General features: G+C 66.6%; 20 protein-coding genes. 12 read left to right on the top strand and 8 right to left on the bottom strand.

Annotation, left to right across the window (positions count from 1 at the left end; translation table 11 throughout):
* Positions 1 to 42: 42 nt before the first annotated feature.
* Positions 43 to 786: a pyridoxine 5'-phosphate synthase gene (locus C8D95_RS01335; protein ID WP_109757343.1), complete on the bottom strand. Its 744-nt coding sequence runs from the start codon at positions 784 to 786 to the stop codon at positions 43 to 45.
* A 69-nt stretch (positions 787 to 855) separates the two neighbouring features.
* Here C8D95_RS01335 and C8D95_RS01330 point away from each other — a divergent pair, with 69 nt between their 5' ends.
* Together C8D95_RS01330 and C8D95_RS01325 are read left to right on the top strand one after the other, a co-directional pair.
* The gene (locus tag C8D95_RS01330; protein WP_109757342.1) at positions 856 to 1716 is read left to right on the top strand and encodes an NAD(P)-dependent oxidoreductase; all 861 of its coding nucleotides are present in this window, start codon (positions 856 to 858) and stop codon (positions 1714 to 1716) included.
* A 2-nt stretch (positions 1717 to 1718) separates the two neighbouring features.
* Positions 1719 to 2576: a DMT family transporter gene (locus C8D95_RS01325; RefSeq protein ID WP_206508409.1), complete on the top strand. Its 858-nt coding sequence runs from the start codon at positions 1719 to 1721 to the stop codon at positions 2574 to 2576.
* On the opposite strand, the gene C8D95_RS01320 is transcribed toward C8D95_RS01325, so the two are convergent.
* The 4 genes from C8D95_RS01320 to C8D95_RS01305 form a co-directional block, all read right to left on the bottom strand.
* The gene (locus C8D95_RS01320) at positions 2546 to 3010 is read right to left on the bottom strand and encodes an NUDIX domain-containing protein (protein ID WP_109757341.1); all 465 of its coding nucleotides are present in this window, start codon (positions 3008 to 3010) and stop codon (positions 2546 to 2548) included. The genes C8D95_RS01325 and C8D95_RS01320 overlap by 31 nt on opposite strands.
* The gene (locus tag C8D95_RS01315; protein WP_109757340.1) at positions 3007 to 4104 is read right to left on the bottom strand and encodes a 5-(carboxyamino)imidazole ribonucleotide synthase; all 1098 of its coding nucleotides are present in this window, start codon (positions 4102 to 4104) and stop codon (positions 3007 to 3009) included. Before C8D95_RS01315 ends, C8D95_RS01320 begins: the two co-directional genes overlap by 4 nt.
* A complete protein-coding gene (gene purE, locus C8D95_RS01310; protein WP_109757339.1) occupies positions 4097 to 4582 on the bottom strand; it encodes a 5-(carboxyamino)imidazole ribonucleotide mutase in 486 nt (161 codons plus the stop codon). Before purE ends, C8D95_RS01315 begins: the two co-directional genes overlap by 8 nt.
* 67 nt (positions 4583 to 4649) lie before the next feature.
* Positions 4650 to 4871 (bottom strand): YdcH family protein, encoded by a 222-nt coding sequence (locus C8D95_RS01305; protein WP_109757338.1) that lies wholly within the window; start codon positions 4869 to 4871, stop codon positions 4650 to 4652.
* Positions 4872 to 5032: 161 nt separating this feature from the next.
* Between C8D95_RS01305 and C8D95_RS01300 the strand changes: the two genes are divergently transcribed.
* The 3 genes from C8D95_RS01300 (at position 5033) to speD (ending at position 6200) form a co-directional block, all read left to right on the top strand.
* On the top strand, positions 5033 to 5443 hold the full coding sequence (locus tag C8D95_RS01300) for an Hsp20 family protein (protein WP_109757337.1): 411 nt from the start codon (positions 5033 to 5035) through the stop codon (positions 5441 to 5443).
* Between the two features lie 6 nt (positions 5444 to 5449).
* Positions 5450 to 5677 (top strand): DUF1150 family protein, encoded by a 228-nt coding sequence (locus C8D95_RS01295; protein ID WP_109757336.1) that lies wholly within the window; start codon positions 5450 to 5452, stop codon positions 5675 to 5677.
* A gap of 103 nt (positions 5678 to 5780) precedes the next feature.
* Positions 5781 to 6200: an adenosylmethionine decarboxylase gene (speD, locus tag C8D95_RS01290; protein WP_109757335.1), complete on the top strand. Its 420-nt coding sequence runs from the start codon at positions 5781 to 5783 to the stop codon at positions 6198 to 6200.
* A gap of 54 nt (positions 6201 to 6254) precedes the next feature.
* On the opposite strand, the gene groL is transcribed toward speD, so the two are convergent.
* Both groL and C8D95_RS01280 read right to left on the bottom strand, forming a co-directional pair.
* Positions 6255 to 7892: a chaperonin GroEL gene (gene groL / locus C8D95_RS01285; protein WP_109757334.1), complete on the bottom strand. Its 1638-nt coding sequence runs from the start codon at positions 7890 to 7892 to the stop codon at positions 6255 to 6257.
* Positions 7893 to 7944: 52 nt separating this feature from the next.
* The gene (locus C8D95_RS01280) at positions 7945 to 8256 is read right to left on the bottom strand and encodes a co-chaperone GroES (RefSeq protein ID WP_109757333.1); all 312 of its coding nucleotides are present in this window, start codon (positions 8254 to 8256) and stop codon (positions 7945 to 7947) included.
* 177 nt (positions 8257 to 8433) lie between these two features.
* Between C8D95_RS01280 and C8D95_RS01275 the strand changes: the two genes are divergently transcribed.
* Positions 8434 to 9423 (top strand): TraB/GumN family protein, encoded by a 990-nt coding sequence (locus C8D95_RS01275; RefSeq protein WP_126918475.1) that lies wholly within the window; start codon positions 8434 to 8436, stop codon positions 9421 to 9423.
* Here the strand turns inward: C8D95_RS01275 and C8D95_RS01270 are convergent.
* Positions 9402 to 10322 (bottom strand): DMT family transporter, encoded by a 921-nt coding sequence (locus C8D95_RS01270; protein ID WP_241239778.1) that lies wholly within the window; start codon positions 10320 to 10322, stop codon positions 9402 to 9404. The two genes, C8D95_RS01275 and C8D95_RS01270, sit on opposite strands and share 22 nt — an antisense overlap.
* A gap of 279 nt (positions 10323 to 10601) precedes the next feature.
* Here C8D95_RS01270 and ffh point away from each other — a divergent pair, with 279 nt between their 5' ends.
* From ffh to rpsP, 6 genes are all read left to right on the top strand, one after another.
* Positions 10602 to 12098 carry a signal recognition particle protein gene (ffh, locus tag C8D95_RS01265; RefSeq protein WP_109757331.1) on the top strand — a complete coding sequence of 499 codons (1497 nt, stop codon included), beginning with the start codon at positions 10602 to 10604 and terminating at the stop codon, positions 12096 to 12098.
* Positions 12095 to 12640 (top strand): GNAT family N-acetyltransferase, encoded by a 546-nt coding sequence (locus C8D95_RS01260; RefSeq protein ID WP_241239777.1) that lies wholly within the window; start codon positions 12095 to 12097, stop codon positions 12638 to 12640. The genes ffh and C8D95_RS01260 overlap by 4 nt, the downstream gene beginning before the upstream one ends.
* On the top strand, positions 12637 to 13185 hold the full coding sequence (locus C8D95_RS01255; protein WP_109757330.1) for a GNAT family N-acetyltransferase: 549 nt from the start codon (positions 12637 to 12639) through the stop codon (positions 13183 to 13185). Before C8D95_RS01260 ends, C8D95_RS01255 begins: the two co-directional genes overlap by 4 nt.
* Positions 13182 to 13757, top strand: a complete 576-nt coding sequence (locus C8D95_RS01250; protein WP_109757329.1) for a GNAT family N-acetyltransferase — start codon at positions 13182 to 13184, stop codon at positions 13755 to 13757. The genes C8D95_RS01255 and C8D95_RS01250 overlap by 4 nt, the downstream gene beginning before the upstream one ends.
* Before the next feature lie 79 nt (positions 13758 to 13836).
* Positions 13837 to 14133, top strand: a complete 297-nt coding sequence (locus tag C8D95_RS01245) for a chorismate mutase (protein ID WP_109757328.1) — start codon at positions 13837 to 13839, stop codon at positions 14131 to 14133.
* A gap of 19 nt (positions 14134 to 14152) precedes the next feature.
* Entirely contained in the window at positions 14153 to 14551 is a 399-nt protein-coding gene (rpsP, locus tag C8D95_RS01240) for a 30S ribosomal protein S16 (protein WP_109757327.1), read from the top strand.
* Positions 14552 to 14573: the final 22 nt, after the last annotated feature.

Below are 14573 nucleotides of genomic sequence, written 5' to 3'. Positions count from 1 at the left end.
CCGCAAATATCCTGGGGGTCCGGGGGCAACGCCTCCGGGACTTCAGCCCCGCGCCGCGTCCATCAACCGGCGCATCTCGGCGATCGAGGCATCGAGCCCGAGGAAAATCGCCTCTCCCACCAGGAAATGCCCGATGTTCAGCTCGCGCACCTCCGGGAGAGCCGCGACCGGTGCAACCGTGTCATAGGTGAGGCCATGTCCGGCGTGGACCTCAAGCCCGAGCGAATGAGCGAACGAAGCCATATCGCGCAGCCGCTCCAGTTCGTCGTCTCGCTCTGCAAACCTGCCCTCGGCATGGGCGTCGCAATAGGCGCCCGTGTGCAGTTCCACCACCGCCGCGCCGATCCGGTGCGCCGCCTCGATCTGGCGGCGGTCGGCGGCGATGAAGATGGACACCCGGCAGCCCGCGTCCCGCAAGGGAGCGATGAAATGTGCAAGCCGGTTCTCGTCCTTCGCAACCTCCAGCCCGCCTTCGGTCGTCCGCTCCTCGCGCTTCTCGGGGACGATGCACACGGCGTGGGGACGGTGGCGCAGGGCGATGAGCTGCATTTCCTCGGTGGCCGCCATCTCGAAGTTCAGGGGCACCGTCAGCGCCTCGGTCAGTCGTTCGATGTCACGGTCGGTGATGTGGCGGCGATCCTCGCGCAGGTGGGCCGTGATGCCGTCCGCGCCCGCCGCCTCGGCCTGTTTCGCCGCGCGCACCGGGTCTGGATAGTCACCGCCGCGCGCATTGCGCACGGTCGCCACATGGTCGATGTTGACGCCCAACCTAAGGTGATCCGACATGCCGCCGCTCCTTCCGTTCGGGTGGGACGTTAGGCAAGGGGCCCGAGGCTGTCCATAAGGGGGTGCGCCATGGCGGAGAGGATCGGGATCGCGGGTCTCGGGAGGATGGGCGCAGCCCTCGCCGCCAAGTCCGTGGCCGAGGGCTTCGCGACGGCCGGGTGGTCCCGTTCAGGAGGCGACGCTGCCTTGGCGAAGCGGAGCGGCTATGCCCTGATGTCCGATCTGAGCGCACTGGTCGAGGAGTCCGACATCCTGATCCTGTCGCTCTTCGACGACGGGGCAGTCGATGCTGTTCTGTCCGCCCTCGCCGGTCACGACCTGTCCGGACGGCTCGTCGTCGAGACGTCGACCGTGTCACCCGATCTCGTGCGCCGCCATGCCGAGCGGATCGAAGCCGCCGGGGGCAGATTGATGGACGCCCCGATCTCCGGCGGCCCCGAGATGGTGGCGGCAGGCAGCATGGGCCTCTTCCTGGGCGGCGCCGAGGCGGACGTGGCGCGGTTCCGGCGCGTGGCCGACATCCTGTCGAACAGGGTCGTCACGATAGGTCCCTTGGGTGCGGGTATCGCCGCGAAGATCGTCAACAACGTCTCCCTCGCCGGATCCTACGCGGCGACACCCGACGCAATGCGGCTGGGGCGGGCCATGGGCCTCGACCTCGCCACGATGGCCGCCTTCCTGGCCGAAAGCCCGGGTACGACCCCGATGGTCAAGTCGCGGCTCCCGGCGATGCTCGGTCAGGACGCGACGGTCGGCTTTTCGATCGACGGCGCCCTGAAGGACGCGGCCGTTTTTCTGGGCGAGGGTGCGTCCCACGGGCTGGACCTGCCCGCGATGGCCCAAATGGCTCGGCTGTTCGAACTCGCCCGAGAGGCGGGACTGGGCGACCGTGACGTGGCGGCCGTCGCCCGGTTCGTGCTGGAGGACTGAGGGTGCGCCTCGCCCTCCTCGTGGCGCTGACGATGGTGGCCTTCGCGGCGAATTCACTTCTCAATCGAGCCGCCCTGCTTGATCCCGGCACCGGCCCGGCCGCCTTCGCCGCCCTCCGGATCGTCTCGGGGGCCACCTGTCTTGCGGCGCTCGCGCTCTGGACGACCGGCCTCCCGGTCTTGTCCGGGCGGCGTCGCCTGATCGGCACGGCGTCCTTGTCGGCCTACATGCTGGGCTTCTCCTTCGCCTATACGGCCCTCGCTGCGGGCACCGGGGCGCTGATCCTGTTCGGCGGCGTGCAGATCACCATGTTCGCCGGCGCCCTTGCCCTGGGCGAACGGCCTGCCCCTGCCCGCTGGCTGGGATCCGCTGCGGCACTGACGGGGCTGGCCTGGCTTCTCCTGCCGGGAGCCTCCGGGGCACCGTCCGTCCTGCCCGCACTGTCCATGGCCGTCGCCGCCGTCGGATGGGGCGTCTACTCGCTGAACGGACGCGGCGTCGCCCGTCCCCTGGCCGAGACGGCGGCGAATTTCCTTCTGGCGGCACCTGTGGCGCTTGCCGCCTGGCTGATCGTACTGGATGGGCTGACCGCGAAAGGCGCGGGCCTCGCCGTCCTGTCGGGTGCGGTGACGTCGGGTCTGGGCTATGCCCTCTGGTACACGGTTCTTCCCCGCCTCGACGCCTCGGTCGCCGCGCTGACGCAACTGACGGTGCCGGTTATCGCTCTGCTGGGCGGTGCCGCTCTTCTGGGCGAGGTACCGGACGCGAGGTTGATCGTTGCCAGCGCGGTCGTTCTGGGAGGCGTCGCCTTCGGCGTCCTCGGAGGCCGTCAGCGGACCGCGAGTTCGAGAGGGTCGTAGAAGGCTTCCAGCGCCGCGCCGTCCCAGGCGACCTGCGGCAGGCTGTCCGGCTTGAACCGTCGAGACTTCAATTCCTCCCGCGTCAGCCAAAGGCGCTCGGTCACGACGCCCTCGGGGTCGGTCCAGTCTCCGAACGGATCGCCTGCGATGATGGTGCAGCGGAAGTAGACGTCGACCTGGTGGAATCCGCGGGACGGGTCGTGGAACTCGTTCACCATGACCACGCCTCCCACCTCCACCGTCAGCCCCGTCTCCTCGTGGATTTCCCGCGCGAGGTTCTCGGGCAGCGATGTGCCTCTATCGACACCCCCGCCAGGCGCGCAGAGGAGGTCGCTTTGTCCGTCCGGCCATGCGTTGACGAGAAGCAGCCGGTCGTTATGCAGGATCAGGCCCCGGACGGCGACCCGCGGTGTGGGGTCGTCGAGAAAGCTCACCTGTCGCGGGCCGGGCCGGTGATGCGCGTGACGTGCCCCATCTTCCGCCCCGGCCTGGCCTCGGCCTTGCCGTAGAGATGAAGCCGCGCACCCGCTTCTCCCGCGATGTCCGCGACCGAAGCCACGTCGTCGCCGACCAGGTTCGTCATGACCACGTCGGAATGGCGCATCGGATCGACCAGCGGCCAGCCCGCGACCGCGCGGATGTGCTGCTCGAACTGGTCCACGACCGCGCCCGCTTCGGTCCAGTGGCCCGAGTTATGGACGCGTGGCGCGATCTCGTTCACCACGAGGCCCGCGTCGGTCTCGAAAAGCTCGACCCCCATGACACCGACAAAGTCGAGCGCGACGAGAATGGTTCGCGCGATGGCATAGGCTTCGGCACGGGTGTCGTCGTCGATGGCGGCGGGAACGGTGGTGGTGTGAAGGATGCCGTCCCTGTGGACGTTTTCGCCCGGCTCGAAGCAGACGATCTCTTCGTCGCTTCCGCGCGCCCCTATGACGCTGATCTCGCGCCGGAAGGTGACGAAGCCTTCGAGGACCGCCGGCGCGCCCTGCATCGTCTCGAGGGCGGCGGGTCCGTCGACGTGGCTGTCGATCCGCGCCTGGCCCTTGCCGTCGTAGCCAAGACGCCGTGTCTTCAGGATGGCTGGCAGGCCGACGCTGGCCATCGCCATTGCCAGTTCTCCCGCCGCGTCCGACGCCGAAGGATTGACGGTCGCAAAAGGCGCCACTGTCAGACCGATCTCGGTCAAGAACGTCTTCTCGTCCAGCCGGTCCTGGCTGACCGACAGCGCCTGACGGTTCGGGCGGATGGGAACAAGCGCCTCGATCCGGTCCAGCGCCTCGGCCGGGACGTTCTCGAACTCGTAGGTCACGACGTCGACGCCCGACGCGAAGCGTTCCAGCGCATCGGCGTCGTCGTAGCCGGCGGTGAACGTCAACTCGGCCACCTCGCCTGCGGGCGGCCGCGCTCCTGGTTCGTAGATGTGGACGCGGAAGCCCAGCCGCGCGGCGGCCATCGCCAGCATCCGGCCAAGCTGGCCGCCGCCGAGGATGCCGATCGTCTGGCCGGGGCGAAGGGGGTCAGTCATCCTGCGGCTCCTCCGGGATCGACGCCGACAGCGCGGCACGCCAGTCGTCGATGCGCCGCGCAAGAGTGTCGTCCTCAAGTGCCAGGATCTGCGCTGCCATGAGGCCCGCGTTCATCGCGCCGGCCTCGCCGATGGCCATTGTCGCGACGGGGAAACCGCGGGGCATCTGGAGAATGGAATAAAGGCTGTCGACCCCGTTCAGGGCGCGCGTCTGTACCGGGACGCCGATGACGGGAAGGCGCGTCTTGGACGCGATCATGCCCGGCAGGTGCGCCGCACCGCCCGCGCCGGCGATGATGACCTTCAGTCCGCGCTCGACGGCCGACGTGCCGTAGTCCCACAGCCGATCCGGTGTCCGGTGCGCCGACACGATCCTCGTTTCGTGCGCCACGCCGAACTCGGTCAGTATGGCTGCGGCGGGCTTCAACGTCGGCCAGTCGGATTGGCTGCCCATGATGATCCCGACCGTCGTTGTCATCGCTCTGCCCTTGCCCGTGTCCGACACCCGGCGGACCCTAGCGGCAGCGGGCCGGACCCGCAATCGGTCAGGCGATGATGTCGGGTGTCAGACGATCCTCGAGCTGCGCGATCTTGTCCTTGATGTACAGCTTCTGCTTCTTCAGCCGCCGGATCGTCAGCTGGTCTCCCGCCGTCGCCTCGAGCGCCGAGATGGCGACGTCCAGGTCCCGATGCTCGCGCTTGAACTCTTCGAGCTCGACGCGAAGAACGTCGTCCGTCTCCATCTGCCGGGTTGTCTGTTTGTTCATGCGTCTTATTCCGCTCGAGATGCCTTAAAATAGCGGTAACGGAGTCGTTCCGCCAAGGCCCATTAACCCTTGCGTTACGAATTACGCTCTCCATATCTTGGGGGAAGAAACGCGGTCGCCGTTCGGGGCCGCATCGCATCGTCGCTTGAATGAGGACGACCATGAGCAAACTGACCCTGGGGACACACCCCTTTCTTCTGGGCTTCGATCATCTCGAACGCCTGGTCGAGCGGACCGCCAAGTCCGAGAACGGCTATCCGCCCTACAACATCGAGCAGGTCGGCGAGAATGCCTTCCGCATCACGCTTGCGGTCGCGGGATTCGCTCAGGACGACCTGTCCATCACTATCGAGCACAGGCAGCTCGTGGTGCGCGGAAAGCAGATCGCCGACGATGAGGGCCGCGTCTTTCTGCATCGCGGCATCGCGGCGCGTCAGTTCCAGCGGACCTTTTTGCTGGCCGATGGCGTTGAGGTTTCGGGCGCAGCGACGGCCAATGGTCTCTTGCACATCGACCTTGCTCGGGCCCAGCCCGAAAGCGTCGTGCAGACAATTCGCATCGAGAAGGGGTAAGGGATCATGAATACACCATTCGATTTCAAGGAACACGATATGGAAAGACTGGTCTACGTCCGCCCGGTGGACGTGTCGGACCTGCCCAAGGACATGCAGGGGCAGGCCGAAGGTCGCGACCAGGTCTATGCCGTCCACTCCGCAAACGGCGAGCGTCTGGCTCTCGTGCGGGATCGTAGCCTCGCCTTCATCCTCGCGCGGCAGAACGATCTGGCGCCCGTCAACGTCCACTGACGCAACATTGATCCGGAGGGGCGGCCCTGGTGCCGCCCTTTCCGTTTCCGGTTGACCCCCCTGCCCCGCGTCGGACACGTTTCGACCAAAGCGGCACGGGCGCATGATGGACACCGGAACTCTCACCCCCTCCCACACTCAACCGGGCGCCCCCGATCACCTCGTGCGGCGGGGACCTCGCGCCTTTGCCGGAGTTCATCTCCTGATCGACGTCAGGAACGGACGGGGCTTCGACGACGAGGCCCGCGTGAGGCAGGCGATTGTCGACTGCGTGTCGGCCTGCGGCGCGACGCTGCTCCATCTCCACACGCACCGCTTTTCACCGCATGGAATCACCGGCGTCGCGGTGCTGGCAGAAAGCCATATCGCCGCCCACACCTGGCCCGAGCACGGCTATGCCGCCTTCGACATCTTCATGTGCGGGTCAGGCCGGCCCGAGGAGGCGATAGCCGTTCTCGCGCGCGCATTCGAGACAGAGGACATCGGCGTGCGAGAAGTCCTGCGTGGAGAAGTCACCGTCTGACAAAGAAAAGGGCGCCACGAGGGCGCCCTTTCCGTCAAGCCGTCGGAACGGCTGTTACATCATGCCGCCCATGCCGCCCATGTCGGGCATGCCGCCGCCAGCGGATTCCTTCTGCGGCCGGTCCGCCACCATCGCTTCGGTGGTGATGAGCAGGCCCGCGATGGACGCGGCGTCCTCGAGTGCGGTGCGGACGACCTTCGCGGGGTCGATCACGCCGAACTTGAAGAGGTCGCCATACTCTTCGGTCTGAGCGTTGAAGCCGAAGGACAGGTCCGAGGATTCCCGGATCTTGCCGGCAACGACCGCGCCGTCGACGCCCGCGTTTTCGGCGATCTGACGCAGCGGAGCTTCGAGCGCACGGCGGACGATGGCAATGCCCGCGTCCTGGTCGCTGTTCTCGCCCTTGACGCCATCCAGCTTCTTGCCAGCCTGAACCAGAGCCACGCCGCCGCCGACGACGATGCCTTCCTGGACCGCAGCGCGGGTCGCGTTCAGCGCGTCGTCGACGCGGTCCTTGCGCTCCTTCACCTCGATCTCGGTCATGCCGCCGACGCGGATGACGGCAACGCCGCCCGCCAGCTTCGCAACACGCTCCTGCAGCTTCTCGCGGTCATAGTCCGAGGTGGTTTCCTCGACCTGCTGACGGATCTGCGAGACGCGGGCCTCGATCTCGGCCTTCTCGCCGCCACCGTCGATGATGGTGGTGTCGTCCTTCTTGATCAGGACGCGCTTGGCGGAACCCAGCATGTCGAGCGTGACGCTCTCGAGCTTCATGCCCAGGTCTTCCGAGATCACCTGGCCGCCCGTCAGGATCGCGATGTCCTGAAGCATGGCCTTCCGACGATCGCCGAAGCCCGGCGCCTTGACGGCGGCGATCTTCAGGCCGCCGCGCAGCTTGTTCACGACGAGCGTGGCCAGAGCCTCGCCCTCGACGTCCTCGGCGATGATGAGGAGCGGCTTCTGCGACTGGATGACCGACTCGAGCAGCGGAACCATCGGCTGAAGCGACGACAGCTTCTTCTCGTGGAGAAGGATGAGGCAGTCGTCCAGCTCGGCGGACATCTTCTCGGGGTTGGTCACGAAGTAGGGCGAGAGATAGCCGCGGTCGAACTGCATGCCTTCGACGACCTCGGTCTCGGTCTCGAGGCCCTTGTTCTCTTCGACGGTGATGACGCCGTCGTTGCCGACCTTCTGCATCGCGTCGGCGATCTGGCGGCCGATCTCGCTTTCGCCGTTGGCCGAAATGGTGCCGACCTGCGCGACTTCGGCGCTGTCGGTCACGTCACGGGCAGCGGCCTTAATGGCTGCGACGACCTTCGAGACGGCGAGGTCGATCCCCCGCTTGAGGTCCATCGGGTTCATGCCGGCCGCGACCGACTTCATGCCCTCGGTCACGAGAGCCTGGGCCAGCACGGTGGCGGTGGTGGTGCCGTCGCCGGCTTCGTCATTGGTGCGAGAGGCGACTTCTTTCACCATCTGCGCGCCCATGTTCTCGAACCGGTCTTCCAGTTCGATTTCCTTCGCAACCGTCACACCGTCTTTGGTGATGCGCGGAGCGCCGAAGGATTTCTCAAGCACCACGTTGCGGCCTTTCGGGCCGAGCGTGACTTTTACCGCGTTTGCAAGGGTGTTCACACCCTTCAGCATGCGGTTACGGGCATCGGTATCGAATCTGACGTCCTTAGCAGCCATGTCGCTTGCTCCTGAATTTCTATGTTTGGATCAGATGATGCGGAAAGACCGCTCAGGCGGCTTTCACGGCGGAGGCGGCTTCGAGGATCCCGAGGATGTCGGTTTCCTTCATGATCAGAAGCTCGTCGCCGTCGATGGTGACCTCGGTGCCCGACCATTTGCCGAACAGGATGCGGTCGCCGACCTTGACATCCATCGCGATCCGATCGCCGTCTTCGTCCTTCGAGCCGGCTCCGACCGCAACGACCTCGCCCTCGGCGGGCTTTTCCTTGGCGTTGTCGGGGATGATCAGACCACCCTTGGTCTTCTCGGTGCCCTCGACGCGGCGGACGAGGACGCGATCGTGAAGCGGGGTAAATGCCATTTTGAACGCTCCTTGGTTCAGATTTCTCCCTTTAGCACTCGCCAGGGCAGAGTGCTAACGAGCTGCAGATAGGCAAAGGTTGGCTGCGTGTCAACGGCAAGGATCACATTCCTGCGATGCCTTTTTTATGACAAGGATCGTCGCCAGATAACAGTGGACCAGATTGGAGACAACCGCATGATCCGCGTGCTAGCCGCCGCCCTGTCCGCCCTGACGATGAGCCTCGCACCCGGTCTCGCCGCCGCACAGAGTTGCGGCACCGAAGACCTTATCGCAGGCCTCGACGCCGCGCAGAAGGCCCGGCTCGACGCGCTGGTCGCCGAGCATCCCTTCGCCGAAGGCACGCTTTTCCGCGCCTCGAAGGACGGCAGCGACGTCGTGGTGGTCGGCACCATTCACCTTCCGGATCCTCGTCTCCAACCCCTGGTCGATGCGCTCGAGGCAGAGGTTCGGGCGGCGGACCTTCTGATCCTCGAGGCATCTGCCGAAGACGAGGCAGGGCTCGCCACGCTGGCGGCCACGAAGCCCGAGATGTTTTTTCTGACCGAGGGCCCGACCCTGATCGACATGCTGACCGAAGCCGAGTGGTCGGAAGTCACGGATCGCCTCTCGGCCATTGGCGTCCCCGGGTTCATGGCAGCGAAGTTCCAGCCCTGGTATCTGTCGATGACGCTTGCGGTCCCGCCATGCGCGATGACGCTGCTCCAGCAAGGCCAGGTCGGCCTCGACCGGCAGCTCGAGATCATCGCGACCGACGCGCAGGTGCAGGTCGCGACCCTCGACGACGCCGAGGCGCTTCTGAAACTCTTTTCGGACGAGCCGATGGACGCGCAGCTCGACGGGCTTCGGGTGACGCTTGAAACGCAGGCCGACGGAAACGCGTCGACCTCGACGCTGATCGAGGCCTACTTCGACGGTCGCGTCCGCGAGGCCTGGGAATTCGGACGCATCCAGATCGAGGATGCGGGCGTGGAAAACGGCGCCGAGATGTTCGAGGAGGTCAACCAGTCGCTCCTCGTCGGCCGCAACCAGTCCTGGGAGCCGCTGATCGTCGACATGGTCGACGGCAAGAACGCCGTGATCGCCGTCGGCGCGGCACACCTGTCGGGCGAATCCGGCGTGTTGAGATCGCTGGAGCGCGCGGGCTACGACATCGCCCCGTTCTGACCGGCGGCGGCACGCCTCTTGGCCAGTTGCTCGCGGTGAAGCATGTAGAGCCCCGTCCCTATGATTATGGCCGTGCCGACCCAGGTCCATCCGTCGGGAAACTGCCCGAAGACGAGATAGCCGTACATCGTGCCCCAGATGATCAGCGAATACTGAACCGGCGCCACGACCACCGCGAGAGCGATCTCGAGCGACTTTATCACGCAAAGTTCCGCCAGGGCCGCGAGAACCGCGATACTGACGCAGAGCGCGATCTCGAGGCCGGTCTCCGGCCAGCGCCAGATGAACGGCAGGGGTATGGTCAGGACGGCGCTTCCGACAAAGGCGGTATAGGCGATGGTCGTCGCGGTCTTGTCGGTGCGCGACAAGGCCCGGGAGATGATCTGCCGGACCGAGAACAACGTCGCCGCGACGATCACCAGAAGGGCAGCCGGATGCATGACGCCAAAGCCGGGGCGGATGACGACGAGGGTCCCGAGAAAGCCCGCCCCGACCGCGATCCACCGCCGCATCCCCACAGGCTCGCGCAGCAGGAACGCGGCCATGATCGTCACGATGAAGGGCGCCACGAAGCTGATCGCCACGGCATCGGCGAGTGGAATGTAACTCACCGCGAAGATGAAGATCGTCGCGGACGCCGCCGCGCAAGCCCCGCGCGCGATCTGCATCCCGGGGCTCGTCGTCGCCAGAAGCTGCGGTCCCTTCAGAACGATCAGAACCAACGCCGCGATCAGCAGTCCGAGTTGCCGGATCCAGACGATCTGGACCGGATGCATGGTCTCGGTGAGGAACTTGGCCTGCGTGTCGACGGCCGAGAAGAGGAACATGCCGGCCGCCATGAGCGCGAGGCCGCGTCCGTTTCTCAGCGCAACAGGGTCCGCCGTCGAGACCGGCGCCATGGGGGCGTTGGTGACCAGGGTCTTGCTCCTAGTGGGAAAGCCCGCCCATAGACACCGGATCCCGACAGGGGCGCAAGGCCCGCGCGGGCCCTTCCGGCTTGACAGCGGGACACGGCGCGCCTATCCCCCGCCCGACCTCCGGGAGAGACAGTCCTCCCGGTCCCGTGCTCCGCATGGGATCGCCCCCCACCAGCGCGTCGCGCCCGTGGGGGCGTTTGGCGTTTTGGCGGTCCGGACCTATCTCCGGGCCAGGGATCAACGAGGCAGAGGAGCCGAGCGATGTTCGAGAACCTGTCAGATCGCCTTTCAGGCGTCTTCGACCGGCTGACCAAACAGGGCGCGCTGTCCGACGACGACGTGAAGGCCGCACTTCGCGAGGTCCGCGTGGCGCTGCTCGAGGCCGACGTCTCGCTGCCCGTCGCCCGCGATTTCGTGGCCGCCGTGCAGGAAAAGGCGACCGGGCAGTCCGTCACCCGTTCCGTCACGCCGGGCCAGCAGGTCGTCAAGATCGTCCACGACGAACTGGTCCATATCCTCAAGGGCGACACCGACCCCGGCGTCCTCAAGATCGACAACCCGCCCGCCCCGATCCTGATGGTCGGCCTCCAGGGCTCGGGCAAGACGACGACGACGGCGAAGCTCGCCAAGCGGCTCAAGGACCGTGAGGGCAAGCGCGTCCTCATGGCCTCGCTCGACACCAACCGCCCCGCCGCGATGGAACAGCTTGCCATCCTCGGCGCGCAGATCGGCGTCGATACCCTCCCCATCGTCAAGGGCGAGGACCCGGTCCAGATCGCCCGCCGCGCCAAGACGCAGGCGTCGCTCGGCGGCTACGACGTCTACATGCTCGACACCGCGGGTCGGCTGCACATCGACGAGGAACTTATCGCCCAGGCCGCCGCCGTCCGCGACGTGGCCAACCCGCGCGAGACACTTCTCGTCGTCGACGGACTGACCGGCCAGGACGCGGTCAACGTCGCGACCGAATTCGACGACAAGATCGGCGTGACCGGCGTCGTGTTGACCCGGATGGACGGCGACGGGCGCGGCGGCGCGGCGCTGTCGATGCGCGCCATCACCGGCAAACCCATCCGCTTCGTCGGTCTGGGCGAGAAGATGGACGCCATCGAGACCTTCGAGCCCGAGCGCATCGCAGGCCGAATCCTCGGCATGGGCGACATCGTGGCCCTGGTCGAAAAGGCGCAGGAGACCTTCGAGGCCGAGCAGGCCGAGCGCATGATGAAGCGGTTCCAGAAGGGCCTCTTCAACATGAACGACCTGAAGGGTCAGCTCGACCAGATGCTGAAGATGGGCGGCATGGAGGGCATCATGGGAATGCTCCCCGGCATGGGCAAGATGAAGGCCCAGATGAACGAGTCCGGGTTCGACGACAAGATCCTGCGCCAGCAGATCGCCCTGATCGACTCGATGACCAAGAAGGAACGCGCCAACCCCCAGATCCTCCAGGCCAGCCGCAAGAAGCGGATCGCTGCCGGTGCCGGTATGGACGTCGCTGACCTGAACAAGCTTCTCAAGATGCACCGCCAGATGGCGGACATGATGAAGAAGGTCGGCAAGATGGGGAAGAAGGGCATGATGCGCCAACTCGGCGGCCTCATGGGCAAGGGCGGCGCAGGTGGCGGCGGCGGGATGCCGAGCCAGGCCGAGATCGAAGCGGCGCAGAAGCAGCTTGGTGGGATGCCCGGCGGCTTTCCCGGCCTCGGCGGCGGCGCGCAACTGCCTCCTGGCCTCGCAGGGTTCGGGAAGAAGAAGTGACCCCGCACCTGGCCGATACCCCTGTCCTCGAGACCGAGCGCCTGACGCTTCGTGCGCCTGTTCTGGCGGACGCCGACAACTTCGTCGCGTTCTACGGGTCCGAGCGCTCGACCCATGTGGGCGGTCCCTTGACGCCACGGGCGGCCTGGAACTTCTTCGCCACCGAACTTGGCCACTGGGCCCTCCGCGGCTTCGGCATGTTTTCGGCCGTTCCGAAGGGCAGCGAGACGGCGATAGCGATGGTCGGGCATTGGCAGCCCGTCGACTGGCCGGAACGCGAGGTCGGTTGGCTGGTTCTGGATCCGGACTGCGAGGGAAAGGGCATCGCGCACGAGGCCGCTCGGGCCTGCGTCGATCACGCCTATCGCGTCCTCGGCTGGGACACGGTCGTCAGCTACATCGACCCGCGCAATGCGCGATCCATCGCCCTGGCCCGGCGGCTGGGTGCGCAGCGCGACGACGACGCCACACCGCCCATGCGCCGCGAGGCCGATTTGCCCGCCGCGCTGGTGTTCCGTCATCCTGTTCCGGGTGCGGCATGAGCGTCGGCTTCCACATTCCCGAACTCGAAACCGAGCGTCTGCGTCTGCGGCTGCCGAAGGCGTCCGATCTCGACGCACATCTGGCCTTCCGTGCGTCCGACGGGGCGCGCATCGTCGGCGGTCCGTTCGACGCGGTCTCCAGCTTCCATCACCTCGAAAGCGTCGTCGGCCAGTGGCACCTGCGCGGCTACGGCCGCTGGATGGTCGCCGACCGCGCGACGGACGAGCCTTTCGGCATCGTCGGTCTCTATCATCCGCTCGACTGGCCCGAGCCTGAGATCGGCTGGACGGTCTACGAGGCTGCGGAAGGCCGCGGCATCGCGCGCGAAGCGGCCGAGGCGTCTCGCAGCTTTGCCTACGATGTGCTCGGCTGGACGCGTGTCGTCAGCCTGATCCGCCCCGACAACCTCAGGTCGGCCCGTCTGGCCGAACGAATGGGCTGTCGCAAGGACGGCACCCACGACCACGCGGAGTATGGGGTTCTCGACATCTGGGTCCATCTTGCTCCTGACGAGATCGGCTCCGGAAAGGGAGCGGCAGCATGACGGCCCGCCACCTCTCCGCCACCCCCGGCCCCGCCGAGGCGATCGCCGCGACGTTCGCGGCCTGCGTGCCGCACCTCGAGACCGAGCGGACACGCCTCCGCGCCCCGCGCCTCGAAGACTTCGACGCCTACCTCCGGATCGTGGGCTCCGAACGCGGCCGCCACATCGGCGGGCCGATGGACGACGAAGCCGCGTGGTTCGACTTCATATCGCTCTCGTCCTCCTGGATGCTCCACGGACACGGAGGCTGGTCGGTCGAGGAGCGCGCAACAGGCGACCTTCTGGGCTTCGTCCTCCTTGGCCTCGAACCCGGCGACCGGGACGTCGAACTCGGGTTCCTGTTCCTCGCGACCGCCGAGGGGCAGGGCTACGCCTTCGAGGCCGCCGTCGCCGTCCGGGACTGGGCCTTCCGCGAGCTTCGCCTCGCCTCGCTCGACAGCTACATCGCCACGACGAACGCTCGCTCGCTGGCCCTGGCGCGGCGCCTCGGCGCCGCCGACGAGACGCCCGCGGACTGGGACGACGCCGATGTCCGCGTCTTCCGTCACCGGAACCCCGGGGCGCGGACATGACCGAAATCCGCACCGACGCGATACCGACGCAATACCGACGTGATACCGACGGCCGTTTTCGCCCTTCGAGGACCCTTCCATGACCGACAACGCCACCCGCGCCGCCGAACTCCTGTCCGGCCACCGCGCCAGCATCGACCGGCTGGACGCGATCCTCGTCTACACGCTGGCCGAGCGCTTCAAGCACACGCAGGCGGTCGGACGGCTGAAGGCCGAGCACAAGCTGCCGGCCGCCGACAAGAACCGCGAAGCCCAGCAGATCGAACGTCTCGAGTGGCTCTCGAAGGAAGCGGACCTCGACCCGGAATTCGCCAAGAAATTCCTGAACTTCGTCATTCAGGAAGTCATCCAGCATCACCTTCAACATCAGAAATAGAAGAAGAGGAACACAGACCATGGCCATGAAAATACGCCTTGCCCGCGGCGGCTCGAAGAAGCGCCCGTTCTACCGCATCGTCGCCACCGACAGCCGGATGCCGCGCGACGGCCGCTTCCTCGAGAAGCTCGGCACCTACAACCCGCTCCTCCCGAAGGACTCCGAGGACCGCATCAAGATGGACGTCGAGCGCGTGAAGCATTGGCTGAGCGAAGGCGCCCAGCCGACCGATCGCGTCGCACGCTTCCTGGAAGCCGCTGGCGTTATTGAGAAAAAGACCCGCAGCAACCCCGACAAGGCGAAGCCGGGCAAGAAGGCGCAGGAGCGCGCCGACGAGCGAGCCAGCAAGGCCGCAGCCGCCGCCGAGGCATCCGCTGCCCCGGCAGAAGAAGCCGCAGCCGAGGAGACGGCGGAGTAATCCGCTCCCTTCGATGGCAGGC

This window comes from Silicimonas algicola (assembly GCF_003148765.1).
Taxonomy (GTDB): domain Bacteria; phylum Pseudomonadota; class Alphaproteobacteria; order Rhodobacterales; family Rhodobacteraceae; genus Silicimonas; species Silicimonas algicola.
The sequence above is the reverse complement of the archived record's forward strand: the minus strand, read 5'-3'. Positions and strand labels throughout refer to the sequence as shown.

Excerpts from the sequence above, each read along its gene's own strand:
- rpsP (WP_109757327.1), top strand. The coding sequence starts at position 14,153 with ATGGCCATGAAAATACGCCTTGCCCGCGGCGGCTCGAAGAAGCGCCCG.
- C8D95_RS01295 (WP_109757336.1), top strand. The coding sequence starts at position 5,450 with ATGAATACACCATTCGATTTCAAGGAACACGATATGGAAAGACTGGTC.
- C8D95_RS01280 (WP_109757333.1), bottom strand. The coding sequence starts at position 8,256 with ATGGCATTTACCCCGCTTCACGATCGCGTCCTCGTCCGCCGCGTCGAG.
- C8D95_RS01275 (WP_126918475.1), top strand. The coding sequence starts at position 8,434 with ATGATCCGCGTGCTAGCCGCCGCCCTGTCCGCCCTGACGATGAGCCTC.
- groL (WP_109757334.1), bottom strand. The coding sequence starts at position 7,892 with ATGGCTGCTAAGGACGTCAGATTCGATACCGATGCCCGTAACCGCATG.
- C8D95_RS01245 (WP_109757328.1), top strand. The coding sequence starts at position 13,837 with ATGACCGACAACGCCACCCGCGCCGCCGAACTCCTGTCCGGCCACCGC.
- C8D95_RS01315 (WP_109757340.1), bottom strand. The coding sequence starts at position 4,104 with ATGACTGACCCCCTTCGCCCCGGCCAGACGATCGGCATCCTCGGCGGC.
- C8D95_RS01250 (WP_109757329.1), top strand. The coding sequence starts at position 13,182 with ATGACGGCCCGCCACCTCTCCGCCACCCCCGGCCCCGCCGAGGCGATC.
- speD (WP_109757335.1), top strand. The coding sequence starts at position 5,781 with ATGATGGACACCGGAACTCTCACCCCCTCCCACACTCAACCGGGCGCC.
- ffh (WP_109757331.1), top strand. The coding sequence starts at position 10,602 with ATGTTCGAGAACCTGTCAGATCGCCTTTCAGGCGTCTTCGACCGGCTG.
- purE (WP_109757339.1), bottom strand. The coding sequence starts at position 4,582 with ATGACAACGACGGTCGGGATCATCATGGGCAGCCAATCCGACTGGCCG.
- C8D95_RS01330 (WP_109757342.1), top strand. The coding sequence starts at position 856 with ATGGCGGAGAGGATCGGGATCGCGGGTCTCGGGAGGATGGGCGCAGCC.
- C8D95_RS01300 (WP_109757337.1), top strand. The coding sequence starts at position 5,033 with ATGAGCAAACTGACCCTGGGGACACACCCCTTTCTTCTGGGCTTCGAT.
- C8D95_RS01255 (WP_109757330.1), top strand. The coding sequence starts at position 12,637 with ATGAGCGTCGGCTTCCACATTCCCGAACTCGAAACCGAGCGTCTGCGT.
- C8D95_RS01305 (WP_109757338.1), bottom strand. The coding sequence starts at position 4,871 with ATGAACAAACAGACAACCCGGCAGATGGAGACGGACGACGTTCTTCGC.
- C8D95_RS01270 (WP_241239778.1), bottom strand. The coding sequence starts at position 10,322 with ATGGCGCCGGTCTCGACGGCGGACCCTGTTGCGCTGAGAAACGGACGC.
- C8D95_RS01335 (WP_109757343.1), bottom strand. The coding sequence starts at position 786 with ATGTCGGATCACCTTAGGTTGGGCGTCAACATCGACCATGTGGCGACC.